The organism is Mycobacterium sp., assembly GCF_035697385.1.
In the GTDB taxonomy this organism is placed as follows: Bacteria; Actinomycetota; Actinomycetes; order Mycobacteriales; family Mycobacteriaceae; genus Mycobacterium.
The window spans coordinates 1-13,276 of sequence record NZ_DASSCY010000024.1; the positions used below are offsets into that span (position 1 = coordinate 1).

General features: G+C 65.4%; 14 protein-coding genes. 4 read left to right on the top strand and 10 right to left on the bottom strand.

Annotated elements, in window-relative coordinates; genetic code table 11:
- From VFH65_RS02090 to VFH65_RS02105, 4 genes are all read right to left on the bottom strand, one after another.
- On the bottom strand, nt 1–1,162 hold a 1,162-nt coding region (locus tag VFH65_RS02090; protein ID WP_353319471.1), incomplete at its 3' end, for a tetratricopeptide repeat protein.
- The gene (locus tag VFH65_RS02095; RefSeq protein ID WP_353319472.1) at nt 1,086–2,159 is read right to left on the bottom strand and encodes a hypothetical protein; all 1,074 of its coding nucleotides are present in this window, start codon (nt 2,157–2,159) and stop codon (nt 1,086–1,088) included. The genes VFH65_RS02090 and VFH65_RS02095, both read right to left, overlap by 77 nt.
- The gene (locus VFH65_RS02100; protein ID WP_353319473.1) at nt 2,152–2,742 is read right to left on the bottom strand and encodes a TetR/AcrR family transcriptional regulator; all 591 of its coding nucleotides are present in this window, start codon (nt 2,740–2,742) and stop codon (nt 2,152–2,154) included. The genes VFH65_RS02095 and VFH65_RS02100 overlap by 8 nt, the downstream gene beginning before the upstream one ends.
- A gap of 90 nt (nt 2,743–2,832) precedes the next feature.
- Nucleotides 2,833–3,180, bottom strand: a complete 348-nt coding sequence (locus VFH65_RS02105) for a DoxX family protein (RefSeq protein ID WP_353319474.1) — start codon at nt 3,178–3,180, stop codon at nt 2,833–2,835.
- A gap of 67 nt (nt 3,181–3,247) precedes the next feature.
- Between VFH65_RS02105 and VFH65_RS02110 the strand changes: the two genes are divergently transcribed.
- Both VFH65_RS02110 and VFH65_RS02115 read left to right on the top strand, forming a co-directional pair.
- Nucleotides 3,248–3,868, top strand: coding sequence for a trimeric intracellular cation channel family protein (locus tag VFH65_RS02110; protein WP_353319475.1), 621 nt, complete (start codon nt 3,248–3,250; stop codon nt 3,866–3,868).
- Nucleotides 3,869–3,993: 125 nt separating this feature from the next.
- Nucleotides 3,994–5,067 (top strand): MerR family transcriptional regulator, encoded by a 1,074-nt coding sequence (locus VFH65_RS02115; RefSeq protein WP_353319476.1) that lies wholly within the window; start codon nt 3,994–3,996, stop codon nt 5,065–5,067.
- A gap of 288 nt (nt 5,068–5,355) precedes the next feature.
- On the opposite strand, the gene VFH65_RS02120 is transcribed toward VFH65_RS02115, so the two are convergent.
- From VFH65_RS02120 to VFH65_RS02135, 4 genes are read right to left on the bottom strand one after another with little or no spacing between them, the layout of a single operon-like run.
- Nucleotides 5,356–6,954, bottom strand: coding sequence for a regulator (locus tag VFH65_RS02120; RefSeq protein ID WP_353319477.1), 1,599 nt, complete (start codon nt 6,952–6,954; stop codon nt 5,356–5,358).
- 13 nt (nt 6,955–6,967) lie between these two features.
- Nucleotides 6,968–7,660 carry a cysteine hydrolase family protein gene (locus tag VFH65_RS02125; protein ID WP_353319478.1) on the bottom strand — a complete coding sequence of 231 codons (693 nt, stop codon included), beginning with the start codon at nt 7,658–7,660 and terminating at the stop codon, nt 6,968–6,970.
- On the bottom strand, nt 7,657–9,060 hold the full coding sequence (locus VFH65_RS02130; protein WP_353319479.1) for an allophanate hydrolase: 1,404 nt from the start codon (nt 9,058–9,060) through the stop codon (nt 7,657–7,659). The genes VFH65_RS02125 and VFH65_RS02130 overlap by 4 nt, the downstream gene beginning before the upstream one ends.
- A gap of 56 nt (nt 9,061–9,116) precedes the next feature.
- Nucleotides 9,117–9,788: a GntR family transcriptional regulator gene (locus VFH65_RS02135; RefSeq protein ID WP_353319480.1), complete on the bottom strand. Its 672-nt coding sequence runs from the start codon at nt 9,786–9,788 to the stop codon at nt 9,117–9,119.
- A 49-nt stretch (nt 9,789–9,837) separates the two neighbouring features.
- Here VFH65_RS02135 and VFH65_RS02140 point away from each other — a divergent pair, with 49 nt between their 5' ends.
- On the top strand, nt 9,838–10,476 hold the full coding sequence (locus tag VFH65_RS02140) for a DUF5701 family protein (protein WP_353319481.1): 639 nt from the start codon (nt 9,838–9,840) through the stop codon (nt 10,474–10,476).
- Here the strand turns inward: VFH65_RS02140 and VFH65_RS02145 are convergent.
- Both VFH65_RS02145 and VFH65_RS02150 read right to left on the bottom strand, forming a co-directional pair.
- Nucleotides 10,460–11,722: a cytochrome P450 gene (locus VFH65_RS02145; RefSeq protein ID WP_353319482.1), complete on the bottom strand. Its 1,263-nt coding sequence runs from the start codon at nt 11,720–11,722 to the stop codon at nt 10,460–10,462. The genes VFH65_RS02140 and VFH65_RS02145 overlap by 17 nt on opposite strands.
- A gap of 100 nt (nt 11,723–11,822) precedes the next feature.
- Nucleotides 11,823–12,641 (bottom strand): alpha/beta fold hydrolase, encoded by an 819-nt coding sequence (locus VFH65_RS02150; protein ID WP_353319483.1) that lies wholly within the window; start codon nt 12,639–12,641, stop codon nt 11,823–11,825.
- 49 nt (nt 12,642–12,690) lie between these two features.
- Between VFH65_RS02150 and VFH65_RS02155 the strand changes: the two genes are divergently transcribed.
- Complete coding sequence (locus VFH65_RS02155) at nt 12,691–13,245, top strand: TetR/AcrR family transcriptional regulator (protein WP_353319484.1); 555 nt, start codon at nt 12,691–12,693, stop codon at nt 13,243–13,245.
- Nucleotides 13,246–13,276 lie beyond the last annotated feature (31 nt).

Consider the following 13,276-nt stretch of genomic DNA (forward strand, 5'->3'; position numbering starts at 1 on the left):
TGGCGGCGTGCGCGATACCGCGCCCATAGTGCACAGTCGCCGCGGTGCTGCAATACAGCTCGAGATCGTCGGGCAGCGGCTCGGAGATCAATTCGTCCCAGCGCCCGAACCGGACGAGCACGTGAATTCGCAACGGCACGAAGGCTTCCAGCCAGTCGGCCATCGGCGGCGATTCAATGGCCAGCAGCTCAGGGGTGAGCTGGCCGGTCAGCTCTGCCGCGGCTTCGAGCGCAATCTGCGAACTACCTTCGAACATCGCGGAGTACACGACGAAGTGCAGATTGTGTGCGCGGTACAGCGAGTAGAAGTTCAGCGGGCCTTCGCGTTCGACGAACCGCCGATCAACTTGCACGGCAGACAGATTCGACACCACCGAGTCGCGGTAGTTGCCGCACAACACGTCGATGTGGCTCGGCATGTGCCGCAGATGGCCGGCGTCGGGCACCAGACTGCGCAACAGATCCGCCGCAGGCAGCGCGTCCTGCGGCGTTGCCGACATCTCCATGGTGTGCAGATACAGGTGCAGCACACCCGGATGGGCGCGCCCGGCGGCGGTGGCCAGCGCGTCATCGAGGATCCGCTTGGCCTCCACCACCCGCGAACCAGGCGCCGGCTCACCTGTCCTGATGTCCCACAGCGCCCAGGCCGTGAGGTTGACGAGCGCGTCCGCGGCAAGGGCCTGCACGTCGACGTCGTCGGGATAGACCTCGGCCAGCGCCGCCATCGCATCGGCATATGCGGCGTGCCCGGCCTGAAGCTGCTCGGCGTCGTCCGGGTCATCCGGGAAACGCTGCTGCAGCGCCTCGACCAGCCCGCGTTCGACGGCCGACGCGCGGCCATTGACGGCAAGGCCGAGCTCCATGCGCGCCCGGGCCAACGACGCCGCCAGGTCGACCGGATCGAATGCCTCCCAGCCCTTGTTGTAGTTGGGTCCAATCGAATAGGCGATACCCCAGCGCGCGATCGCGAGGTCGGGGTCGAGTTCTAGTGCCCGGTCGAAGCATCGGACGGCCTCTTCGTGATTGAACGCGTACGCCCAGACCATGCCGCGGTCGAACCACACCTGCGCCTGCGGCGACGGCGTCTCAATCGGTCGGTGATAGGAACCGAGGTCGTAGTACGGCTCGGTCTCGCCCGGCAAAACCGGGGAGGTAACGCTCATAGAGGGCACGATAATTCACCCGCGCGGCAGTGGCGAGCACCGCGAGCAAACACCCCGCCGCACCCCAGATCGCCAGCGTGGCAAGAGGCGTCTGCGCACCGTTGCCGCCGAAGTACTCGACGCTGCGCACCAGCGAGACCCCGGAGCCCTGCGGGACGATCGCGGTAAAGGTGGAGTAGAAGCCCGACAGCAGCGGCCGGCCCACCGGACCGGCGGCAGCGGCGTTGCCGATGACGACCAGGAACAGGGTGAGCGCCAGCGACGCGACCGTGCCGAATGCCGCGGCGACTCCGGTGACTGCTCCGCCGACTGCCATGGCGTACAGCCAGAGGACGCCGAACAGCTGCCAGGTATGCGCGGTCAGCGCACCCAGAATCACGTCGACGTAAAGGGTCACGCCCGCGGCGAGAAGCGCCGAGTAACCGGCCAGCGTCATGGTGCGCTGTGCCAGTGTCGCGGGCTTGCGCACAGTGCCCATGATCCGGCCGACCACGGTTGCGCCGACGGTCGCGCCGATCGAAATGAAGATGATGGCGTAGAACTCGACCGTTCCGGACGGATCGCCGGCCGACGCCGGTGCGACGTCCTCAACAGAAGCTGTCAGCCCCGCCTTGGCCGCAATGCCGCGTCCGACGGTCTCGGCGGCGGTGGCGACGCTGCGTCCGCCTCCGCCGGCCACGTAGATCTTCATTTCACCGTTCGGTGCGACGGCGAACGCCGCATCGGTGTGGCGTTCATAGACCTGCTGACGGGCCGCGGCGGCATCGCCAACCTCGGTGACCGCCAACGCATCCTGACCGCGGATCCCGTCGAGCACCTGCTGTGGTGCGGCGACCGCGACGGCCATGTGATGCAGCGTCGGTTTCGCGAAGGCCCCCGAATAGCTCGCGATCATGCCGACGACGACGATCGTCAGGCCGATCATCGCCAACACCACGTTGCGAACGGCTGAGCCGTCGTGCGCAGGGGGCAGATCGGTATTGCGGTGCTTACCCATGGTGACAACCTTTCGAATGTGCGGGCAGGCCCAATAAGGCGTTGACGGTGTCGAGTGCGGCGGTGACCCGGCCGCGCAGGTCGGCCGATTCGGGATCCTCCATCCAGGACCGCAGCACCTCCATGAACCCGCCGACCAGGAATCGGGTGACGGACTCCGGTGTGAGACTGGCGATGGTGCTCACCACCGGCATGGCCTGTGCGGCGATCTCTTCGCAGGCAGGCAGCAATTCGGCACGGAAGGCCGTTACGACGCGCTGTGTCACTGCGCTCGGCACCACGTTGCGGTACATCGAGCGGTGCTCGGCCGCGAAGTCGAACAACCGAAGGATTCGGGCACGCGCATCGCCGCCGATGTCAGCGGTCGCGGCGGCGAACTCGACTGCGAACGCCGTGGCGACAGCGTCATCGCGGTCGCGGAAGTGTTGATAGAAGACCTGGCGGCTGACCTCTGCGCGGGAGACGATGTCGCCGACCGTCATCTGGTCGACTGGACGCTCGTGGGCCAGCGCGAACGACGCCTCACGCAGGCGGGTACGCACCCGCTCGGCGCGGGGGTCGACGCTGTGCGTGCGTGCTGCCATACAGGCAGCGTAGGACACTTCGTAGACAAGTGACCACGAAAGATTAGGTAATCTAAGACATGTGTTTGAGCAGGTGTGACTGCCGCTACCTCAGAGCGTGTGCAGTACCGCGGTGACGACGGCGAGTGCGAGCCCGATCACCGCGGCCGCCATGTCCTTGGCACCGTCGGACGCACGCAGATGGAACGCGATTGCCCCGATGGACAGCAGCGCCAGGCCGATCGCCGCGGCGATTCCGATCGGCGCCCACACCAGTCCGACGAGCACCCCGGCGACTCCGGCGAGCTCGCATGCGCCGATGAGCCGCCACTGAAGCGGCTTGACCCCGAGGTGGTCCCGGATTGCCAAGGATTGGGAGACGCCGATCAGTTTGATGCTGGCGGCGAACGTGAACAGCGCCGCAAGCAGAATCGTCACTACTACGGTGGCGGTGTCCATCACGAGCAGCGTAGAGCTCGCGCGCGATACGGAGTCGGAAATGATCCGATGCGCTTAACGTGCAGGCGTGCTGCAGATAATTCTCAACTACGCAGGCATTGCGGTCTTCGCCGCTTCGGGTGCGACCGTCGGTGTTCGTAAAGGCTTCGACCTGTTCGGGATCGCGACGCTAGGGGTGCTCACCGGTGTCGGCGGAGGGGTGTTGCGCGATCTCTTGCTCGACAGGGCTCCGTACTCAATCCAGCACTGGCCCAACATCACGGTCGCGCTGGTCGCCGTGGCCATCGCCACCCCGTTCGCCCACATCGTGATCCGGATGAACACGGCGGTATTGGTCCTCGACGCGATCGGGATGGGATTTTTCGCCACCTCCGGCGCGGCGATCGCCGTCGACGAAGGCGCCAGCTGGTTCACGGCCGCGCTCGTCGGCATGCTCACGGCCATCGCCGGCGGCATGCTGCGTGACGTCGTCGCCCGAGAGGTGCCCTTGGTCATGGGTCCGGACGACTTGTACGCGATCCCGGCCATGTTGGGCGCGGCAACGTACGTGACGATCGACTACTTCGGCCCGCAGTGGATAGCCGTCGCTGTCGGCTCTGCCGTGGCGACGCTGTTTCGGCTCGCCGCACTGGCATTCCACTGGCGGCTGCCGACAGGGCCTCGCGCACTGATCCAGCCCTACGACTAGTTGTTGCGGGTCATGACGTTGTAGGCGCGCACCTCTGATGGGTTCGCATCCGCTAAACCTATGGGATACGACTCCGGAGCGGCGCGCTTGACTCTGCCCACTGGGCAGACCCCATTCTCTTTGGTGTGGATGATCTGTTGAGTATCGGCGAGTTCTCGTCGCGCTGTGACTTATCGATCAAGATGCTTCGGTCCTACGCCCAGGCAGGGTTGCTGCCACCTGCGGCCGTAGATGCTGCGTCGGGCTATCGCTACTACTCGGCGAGCCAGCTCCACCAGGCGAGGGTGATCGGCATGTTTCGTCGGGCTGGGATACGAGTCGACGAGATCAAACAATTCCTTGAGTATCCGGACCCTGCCCGGATCGACCAGTGGGAACGTGAGATTCGATCGACGTCCACGTCGCGTCACCGAGCATTAGCGGAGGCGAGAGATGCACTGGCTCTTGACGATTCATCACCGCGTAGTCGGGCACTCAATAAACAGGAAGGAACCGAGGTGACACCTAACTTGGCTGCTGCAACGGCGACCCATATCGGACAACGGGTATCTAACGAAGATGGCGTGCTGATCAGCGACCGACTGTACGTCGTCGCCGACGGCATCGGCGGTCTGGACAACGGCGAGGTCGCCAGCCGAACGGCAATAGAGACACTCGCGTCGAGCTTCGCTGAGAACGCAACCCTTCCAGGGTTGCTACACGCGTGCCGGGAGGCCAATCAGGCGGTGTCGCAGCCAACAACGGGTCTGACAGCCGCGACAACGGGAACCACGCTGACGGCCCTTGCCGTCACCTCCGATGTCGGTGCGGTCGTTGTCCACGTGGGCGACTCGCGTCTGTATCGCCTACGCGACGGTCGGATGGCGCAATTAACCCGCGACCACACCGTGTCCGCCGAGATGGTGATTGCCGGCGATCTGAGCGAAGAAGACGCCGGAACGCACCGTTATCGGGGCGTCCTTACCCGGGCGATCGGAATCGGTCCAGAAGTCGATATCGACTATGCCGGAGTGTCATTGCGGGTCAACGACAGGTTCCTCCTGTGCACTGACGGCCTATTCAAGGCGTTGCCGTCCGATTCCATCAAAGCGGCCTTGGCCGAACCGGAGCCGCAAGCGGCAGCCGACAGTCTTATCAGCGGCGCCACCCAGCATGGGGCTGAGGACAATGCGACGGCGGTCGTCATCGACACCGATTGACCATTCGCTTCTTCAGCCGCCGAGTGCAGCTGAGATCCTCACCGGTCAGCCGACTGCACCACTGCTGGCTACAGCCACCGTGCCGGGTATTTCTGAATTCCTGTCGAAAGAGATGGCGATAGATGGTTCACCGCAACGCACCATTATCTGTCGAAGGGCGCCGCCGACTCTCAACCTGGACCTCAGCGACCCAACGCAGCCAAGCCCGCAAAATCTGCCGCCGGCGGCCAACCACCAGCATCGCGACTCAGCACCGCCGTCACCAACGTCGTGGCCTCAGACGACTAGTCAGTGCCCCGCCACGACGTCGGATTCGTCGATCTCCACCGGATCCTTGGCGCCCGGCAGGAATGAGTATGCGACGCAGACGATTCCGAAGAACACATAGCCCAGCGCTACGGACGGGTTTGCCGCCCAGGCGACTTCGGGTGCGTGGATCAGCCCGATGAACGACAACACCGCCCCGACTGCCGACGCGATCGCCGCGTACAGGAACTTCTTGTCGAGGATGAATGTCACCATGGTGCCGAGAATCAGCCCGACCAGCACCGCGCCCTCGCCCAGCGTCTGCAGGCCCTCGTAAACGACACCCGCGCCGTTCAGCGCCTCGACGCCGACCGCCGACGCCGACGTGCCTGCCGCATTCAATGCGTTGTCGATCAGCCCACTGGCCCACTGCGCAAGGTTTGGCAGGATCGCGGCGACGACCGCGACCGCGTGCAGCCGCGGCACCGCCTGGAAGGCTTGGGCGCCGATGAGCAGCCCGATGTAGAGCAGGATCGGCACGATGGCCGGCACCGGCAGCAGCGAGTCGAGCACGCCGAAAAGACCGAGGAAACACAGGATTCCGATGACCGCGCCGCTGGCCAACGAGTAGCCCGCGCGCCCACCGGCGTCTTTCCAACCGGGATGGCCGATATAGACCGCGGGCGGGAACGGCGAACCAAAGGCCGAACCGATCACCGCTCCAGCGCCATCGGCGAGCAGCACACTGCGCAGGTTGAAGTTGTCGCCAGCCGCGGCGGCGCTTTCCACGTTGCTCATCGCCTCGGTGAAGTTGTAGACGCCCAACGGGATTGCGGTGCCAAGCAGCGGTGCGAGGTCCGTAAGGCCATTCCACAGGAGGTCGAGGCGCAGGTCCGGAATGCCGATAGCGATATCCGAAACCGCCTGTCCGACATCGGGTGCTGACATGTAGCCGCCGATCCATCCGATCGCGGTGCCGACCAACAGCGCGGCCAGCCCCACCGGAATGTTGAATGGCAGCTTCACGTTGGTGAAGAACCCGATCAAGATGATCGCCATCACCGGAAGGCCGATCCAGGCCACCTCCCACATCTGCGCTGCGGGCCGCATGGAGATGAAGGTGATGGAGATGCCGGCCAGCGTGCCGAGCATCGCCGCCCGCGGGGTGAGCTTGCGAATGTAGGGACCGACGAACGCCCCGATCATCACGATCACGCCGATGAGGAAGGCCCAGGCCAGACCGGCCTGCCAGGCCTGAATCGGGTCATCGGTGTTGAGGTAAACCGGCAGCATGACCACGAAGATGACGATGAACATGTGCGGCACACTCGGGCCGTACGGCAGCGCCGTGACGTCGGTTCGGCTCTCCCGCCGGGCAAGACGGCGCGCCAGGAAAGTGTAGTAGAGATTGCCGAGGATGAGCGCCACCCCGAGGGCGGGCAACACGGTGCCCAGTACATCGCCGGCCGGGACCGCGATCACCCCGATCATCAGACCCGTCAACGTAAGGACATTGACCAGGATGTTGAAGCCCAGCCCGAAGAACGCATTGGTGTCGCCGCGGGTCCACCACGGAATCGAGAACGCCTCGGCGGCAGGCGGTTCGACCGGGGGATCGGCAGGTTTGACGTCGGTGGTCATCGGGTTGGTCCTCTCAGGCAGCGGTAGTGGTCAGTGCATGTAGCGCCGGAATGACGGCCGCGGTATCGGCGACCCACCCGAAGATGCCGCCCTGGGCCTTAATCATTTCCAGGCCGATCCGTTGGAACTCCGGGAAATACGAACCCACGCAGTCGGATACGACCAGGCACTCGTAGCCGCGGTCGTTGGCTTCTCTGGTCGTGGTGTGGACGCAGACCTCAGTGGTCACCCCGGTGATCAGCAACTGGGTGATTCCAGCGTCGGCCAGCACGTCCTGCAGCGACGTGGCGTAAAACGCGCCCTTGCCGGGTTTGTCGATGACGACCTCGCCGTCGATGGGAGCCAGTTCGTCGACGATGTCGTGCCCGTACTCGCCACGGATGAGGATGCGGCCGTACTTTCCCTCGTCGCCAATGCGTTTCGAGGGGGCGCCCCGGCTGAGCTTGGCCGGTGGGCAGTCCGACAGATCTGGTTCATGTCCCTCACGGGTGTGGATCACCAATATCCCCGCCGAACGGGCCGCGGCGATAAGGGCGGCCAGCGGTGGCACCACCTTGAGAAGTTGGTCCACGTCGTTGCCGAGGCTTTCACCGAATCCACCGGGCAACAGAAAGTCTCGTTGCATGTCGATGACGATCAGCGCGGTCTTGCCTGCCAGGATCCGAAACGGTGATGGTTCGGCGGGCACTTCGATGGGCTGACTCATGACGCATGCTCCTCGGATACGACGGTGGACTGCGGCACAGGCGCCGAGCGTGGCTCGTCGAGAATTTGCGCGGCGAGATGCAGCACGGTGTCATCGGTCAACGCCTGCCCCAGCAGCATCGCGCTGTATGGCCGACCGTCCGTGGTGATGCCGAGCGGCACCGCTACGCCAAGCAGGTCGAGCAGGTTCCCGAAATGCGTGTAGTGGCCGAGCACGGTGTTGCAGTCGACCGGCGCGGCGAGCACCTCATCGACGGTGAACGTGGTGCCGATCGTCGGGACCACCAGCACATCCATCTGCTCCCACAGCCGGCCCACCAGCGCCTTGAGCTCCTGCAGTCGTTGCAGTGCGGCGAACGCATCGACGGCGGTGTACCGCTGGCCGCCGAGAAGGATCGCCCGCACCACTGGATGGATCGAATCCGGTTGAGCGGCAAGGAAATCACCGAACTCGACCAGCCGCTCCGCCACCCAGGGCCCTTGGTACAGCAGCGACCCTGCGGCTAGAAATGGTTCCAGCGAGACATCGACGATGGTGGCCTTGCGGGCCAGCTGGTCGCGGAAAGCCAAGTGGGCACGGCGCATCTCGTCGTCGCCGAAGAACTCCAGTTCGTCGGCGGCGGGCAGTCCTACGCGGATCGCGGAGCCGTCATAGCGCGGTCCGCGGTCGCGCGACCAGGCGTCTTTGTCATCCCGGGCGGCCATCACGTCGAAGACGCGGTCGACGTCGTCGACGCAGCCTGCCATCACGCTGATGCAATCCAGCGACTTGCATGCGGGCACCAGGCCGACCGTGCTGATCAGCCCGCGCGAAGGTTTGAACCCGATGACACCGTTGAGCGCGGCGGGCACCCGCCCCGAACCGGCGGTGTCCGTGGCCACCGCGAACGGCACCTGTCCCAGCGCCACGGCCAGTGCCGAGCCCGAACTGGAGCCACCCGAGATCAACTCGCCACCGAAGACGCTGCGCGGAATGGGGTATGGCGTGCGGGTTCCGTTCAGCCCGGTGGCGAACTGATCCAGATTCGTCTTGCCGACATACAGGGCGCCCGCCTCGAGCAACCGCCGCACCACGGGTGCGGTCGTCGACGCGACGTAGGCGTAATCGGGGCACGACAGCGTGGTCGGCACGCCTTCGACGTCGATGCTGTCCTTGACCCCGAACGGCACGCCGTAGAGCGGCAAGGTCCGCGCGCCTGCGCGGTTCTCGATCTCCGCGGCGGCGGCAAGGAGCTGATCTCGGGGGACGGTGGACAACCAGGTGCCGTCGTCGCCGCGTGCCGCGATGGCGTCGGCGACGCGCGCGGCCGTCTTGGTCGGCGAGCCGGTCCCGCCGGCGTGCGACGCCAAGATCTCGGCCACCGACGGCCCGATCGACGGTCCACACAGGTCATCAGCCATTCTGTCGATTGTCGACAGAATGATGGCGATCTCGGGTCGGCCGTGTGTCGTTTGTGTTAGCGCTGCAGTTCGATGCCGAGATAGTGAAGGTGGCCGTGGTCCTGCAGGGCGGCGATGACAACCACGGGATCGTTGGTCTGCAATGCCGACAGGATCGCCTGGTGTCTCTCGAGGCCGTCGCGCGCCCGGTGGTGGCGGGCCTCTTCACGCATGTTCATCGCCATCGGCAATTGCAGTTTCAGCAGTATCGGATCGAGCGCGATGTCGAGCTGGCGATTGCCTGCGAGCCCCACCACGGCCGCATGAAACAACCGGTGGGCGTCGTCGCGATCGAGATCGTCTGTAGCAGTGCGCATTCGATCCAATGCGATACACATCGGCTGCAGGGCTACCTCCGGATCATCCAGCGGCAGTGCGGTCTCGATCGCGTGGCGCTCCAGCACGTGTCGCAATGCGAAGAGCTGCATGATGTCCGACGGCGACCAGTCGGCCACGCGTGAGCCCCGACGGGGCAGATGTTCGACAAGTCCCTGTTGCGCCAGCAGTCGCAGCGCCTCCCGCAGCGGCGCCCGGCTGATGCCGAAGTCCGCGCACAGCAGTTCCTCGACGATCTTCTCGCCCGGCTTCAGCTCGCCGCTCAGGATCGCGGCGCGCATGCGGTGCGCGGCGACTTCGACCAGTGTCGCGGGCAATCCGTCCCGGGAACCATCTTGGGTGGGCGCAGCCATGGCCGCCAATGGTAGGAACTATCGACGCCGCTCGCTTCGTTGAGCCCGCGTGCCCACTGCTGTGACGGCGTTGCCGAGCCTCTTCGAACAAGCCGAGCGACTCATCGAACTCGGTGTCCACGACCTGGCCGGACTGTCGGCCGGGCGGTTGAGGAAGGTTCAGGGGCATGCGGGGTCACTGCTGGTCATCCACCCCACCCTGGCACCGGCATCCGCGTTGGCGCCGCTGCTGCGGCTGAACGACAAACCGGGATTCGTGGTGACGGACATGACCGACGTCGATGAGTTCGTCCCGATCTCGTCGGCCACTGTGTCCGACTCACCGCTCTACGTCGTCAACGACCCCGATCGCGGCGACGCGATGGCCAACTGGAGCCCCGACGAGGCCCTGCCGGCGATCACCGACGCGGGCCGCACACCGCTGACGCTCACCGAGGGGCTGCACTGGCTGTTGCAACGACCCGAGACGCTGCAACGGGGCCGGTGCTTCATGACGATCGCATCCCGTCGCCACAAGCCCGATGGCTCGCTGGACACCAGGACGCCCGGGGTGTGGATCAGCAATGGCACCGGCCGCGACGGCCCGGCCAACCGCAACGCGCCGAAGGTCGGCTGGTGCTGGGCGGGTAACCGGCACACCTGGCTCGGGTTCGCTTCCGCCGGTGGTCGATTCACCGTCGGCGAATGACGTTCAGCCGCACCTCGCGCCTCGGCACCACTGCGATCCCGCGTGGGGCCGATCGGGGCACCTGGCGGCGACGTTCCCTGGACGGCATTTGCAGCTCAACCGAATTCATCAGCGTGCCGATCGAAACCGCCAACTCATATGCCGCGAATGACGCGCCGGGACAGCGCCGGAAACCACCGCCGAAGGGCAGGTATTCGAACGGCGTCGGGGACTTGCCGAGGAACCGGCCGGGGTCGAACCGGTAGGGATCGGGCCAGATCGAAGAGTCGAAATGCACTGCGGGCACAGCGATACCGACGATGTCGCCAGGTGACCACTGGATGCCGCCCACAGTGAGTGGTGCCAGGACGCGGCGCATGACGATCGGCACGGCCGGGTGCATGCGCAACGCCTCGGACACCACCGCGGATAGGTAGGGCAGCTCGGGCAACCCCTCGGGGGCGGACATGCCGGCGACCTCGACATTCACGCGCTCGCGTATTCGTGGATCGCGGTGAATGTGGTAGAGCGCCCACATCAGCGTGCCAGCTGTGGTGTCATGCCCGGCCACCACCAGAGTGCGAAGCTGCTGGTGCAGATCATCGGGATCTGTTGTCGTGGCATCCATTCCGGCCAGCAAGACACCCAGCACGCTGTGATCGGTGTCGGCGCACCGCCCTTCGACCTGCTCCGTAAGCAGAGCATCGAAGCGCTCACGTAACCGGGTCAGCCGCGCCCATGGCCCCATTCCCGCGAAGTCCTTGCGCAACCACGGCAGCAGCATCAGCGGCGCCGTGTTGGCGTGCATCAGCGCGGTGGTCACATCGACGAATTCCTGGTACTGCTCGGCTTTTTCGACCCCGAACATGGCCAGCACGATGATCCGCAGTGCGATGGAACGTGCCGCCGCCGCCAGCGCGATGCGCTCGCCCGGTCGCCAACTCTCCGTCTCGTCCCTGGTGGCGCGGGCCATCACCTGCGCACGGGAGCGCATCCGTTGACCGTGCAGCGCCGGCATCAGCAGCCGCCGCTTGTTCCGATGTTCGTCACCGGAAACCAGGATGACCGAACCCTTGCCGACCATCGGCTCGATCGGGTTTGGCGTCGGCGCCTCCAGCATTGCGCTGCCTACAGCGAAGAGATCGCGGGCCGCGTCCGCTGTCGCGAAGAAATGCACAGGACCGAGGCCGGGAAAGACGACGGTGAACGGTTTCCGGGCTCCGGCACGGCCACGGAAGAACCCATCAGGATCGAGTCCCGCCCACACGGAACGAAACGCTGTTGCGCACTGAGGCCACACATCGGGACACGCATCGCGGTCTGGTTCAGTTCTGCAGGCGAGCAGTGACTTTCGCTACCCTAAGCGATCAGCTGTGGCGCTCGGCACGGTGCCGGACACCATGCGCGGCGTCGACGAACGGCAGGACCATGTCCAGCCAGTCCGACGGCTCGGATGAGAAGACGACGTGACCGGTCGGCAGCGCCTCGAATCGCGAGCCTGGAATGGCGGACTGGACTGCCTTGCCCCATCGCAGTGGTGCGGTGAGATCCCTTGCGCCCCAGGTGATCAGCACTGGTGCGGTGATCTGGGCCGCCCGCGACCTCAGATCATGGCCGGCCCCGGTGAAGCTCTTCCACAGCGCCGCGGCGGTACGTGCTCCATCAGCCGTCTTGCTCCTGGCCGTCACCCGAGCGACGACGGCTCTGTCTGCGGGGCTCTTCGCCCGCATATACGCGCGGACAAACACCGGGAAAACGGCCTTCAGCACCGCGGGCTTTCCCATGACAGCGCACACCAGCCGAGTGACGGCGCTGTGCCGCGTGAAGCCCCCGGTGTTGACGAGCACCAGTCCCGCGACCCGCTCCTGGCTCTCGATTGCCAACCGGCAGGCCGCGTAGCCGCCCACCGAATTGCCGACGACAACAAGCTCGCGCAGGTTCAGCATGTCCGCGAACTCCACCAATAGGTCACCGAATTGAACTGCGCCCAGTGGATCGGCGGACAGGGGAGAGGCGCCATGGCCTGGCCAGTCCAGGGCCAGCACACGGTGACCGTCGGCCAGCGCGTCGTACACGGGTGCGAAATCGGTCCGATCGTGCAGGGTGGCGTGCAGTAGCAGGATCGGCAGGCCGGAACCCTCGTCGGTGTAGTCAACGGTCCCGAATGAGGTGTGCGTCGTCGGCATCGGAGCGCCCTTTCATTGACCGGCCGGTCGGTCAATTACACTAGCGGATGTGCAAGTGGTGAACAAGCGGCTGGCCGCCGCACAGCAGACCAGGGCCAATCTGATCGAGACCGGCCTGGTCCTGGCCGAACGGTTGGGTCTGGAGGGCCTTTCCGCCAATGCTGTGGTGGCGGCGGCCGGGGTTTCCAAAGGGACGTTCTTCCATCACTTCCCGGATCGGGTGTCCTATCTGGTGGCACTGCATCGACGTTTTCACGATGCGTTGCTCGATGAGGTGATGTCGGTGATCGGCGATGTGACGCCGGGCAAGGACCGGCTGGCCGAGGCGGCCACCACCTATCTCGACGGATGCCTGCGCGACCGCGGCGTCAAGGCACTGTTGCTCGAGGCGCGGGGACACCTGCCGATCGCCGAGGAAGTGATGCGCCGCAACAGGATGACCGTGGAGGTCATCGTTGCCGACTTCGAGGCTATCGGCTCACGTCATCCCCGTGCCGCTGCGCGGCTATGGATTGCGGCGACGGCGGAATGCGCATTGATGGAACTCGAATTCGGCCGCCGTGACCCCGAGGCCCGCGCCGCACTCAGCGAGTTGGTCGGGTAGCTCGACAACCGGCGCTAGAACGTGTTCTAGT

Excerpts from the sequence above, each read along its gene's own strand:
- VFH65_RS02095 (WP_353319472.1), bottom strand. The coding sequence starts at position 2,159 with ATGGGTAAGCACCGCAATACCGATCTGCCCCCTGCGCACGACGGCTCA.
- VFH65_RS02130 (WP_353319479.1), bottom strand. The coding sequence starts at position 9,060 with ATGGCTGATGACCTGTGTGGACCGTCGATCGGGCCGTCGGTGGCCGAG.
- VFH65_RS02105 (WP_353319474.1), bottom strand. The coding sequence starts at position 3,180 with ATGGACACCGCCACCGTAGTAGTGACGATTCTGCTTGCGGCGCTGTTC.
- VFH65_RS02100 (WP_353319473.1), bottom strand. The coding sequence starts at position 2,742 with ATGGCAGCACGCACGCACAGCGTCGACCCCCGCGCCGAGCGGGTGCGT.
- VFH65_RS02150 (WP_353319483.1), bottom strand. The coding sequence starts at position 12,641 with ATGCCGACGACGCACACCTCATTCGGGACCGTTGACTACACCGACGAG.
- VFH65_RS02125 (WP_353319478.1), bottom strand. The coding sequence starts at position 7,660 with ATGAGTCAGCCCATCGAAGTGCCCGCCGAACCATCACCGTTTCGGATC.
- VFH65_RS02120 (WP_353319477.1), bottom strand. The coding sequence starts at position 6,954 with ATGACCACCGACGTCAAACCTGCCGATCCCCCGGTCGAACCGCCTGCC.
- VFH65_RS02135 (WP_353319480.1), bottom strand. The coding sequence starts at position 9,788 with ATGGCTGCGCCCACCCAAGATGGTTCCCGGGACGGATTGCCCGCGACA.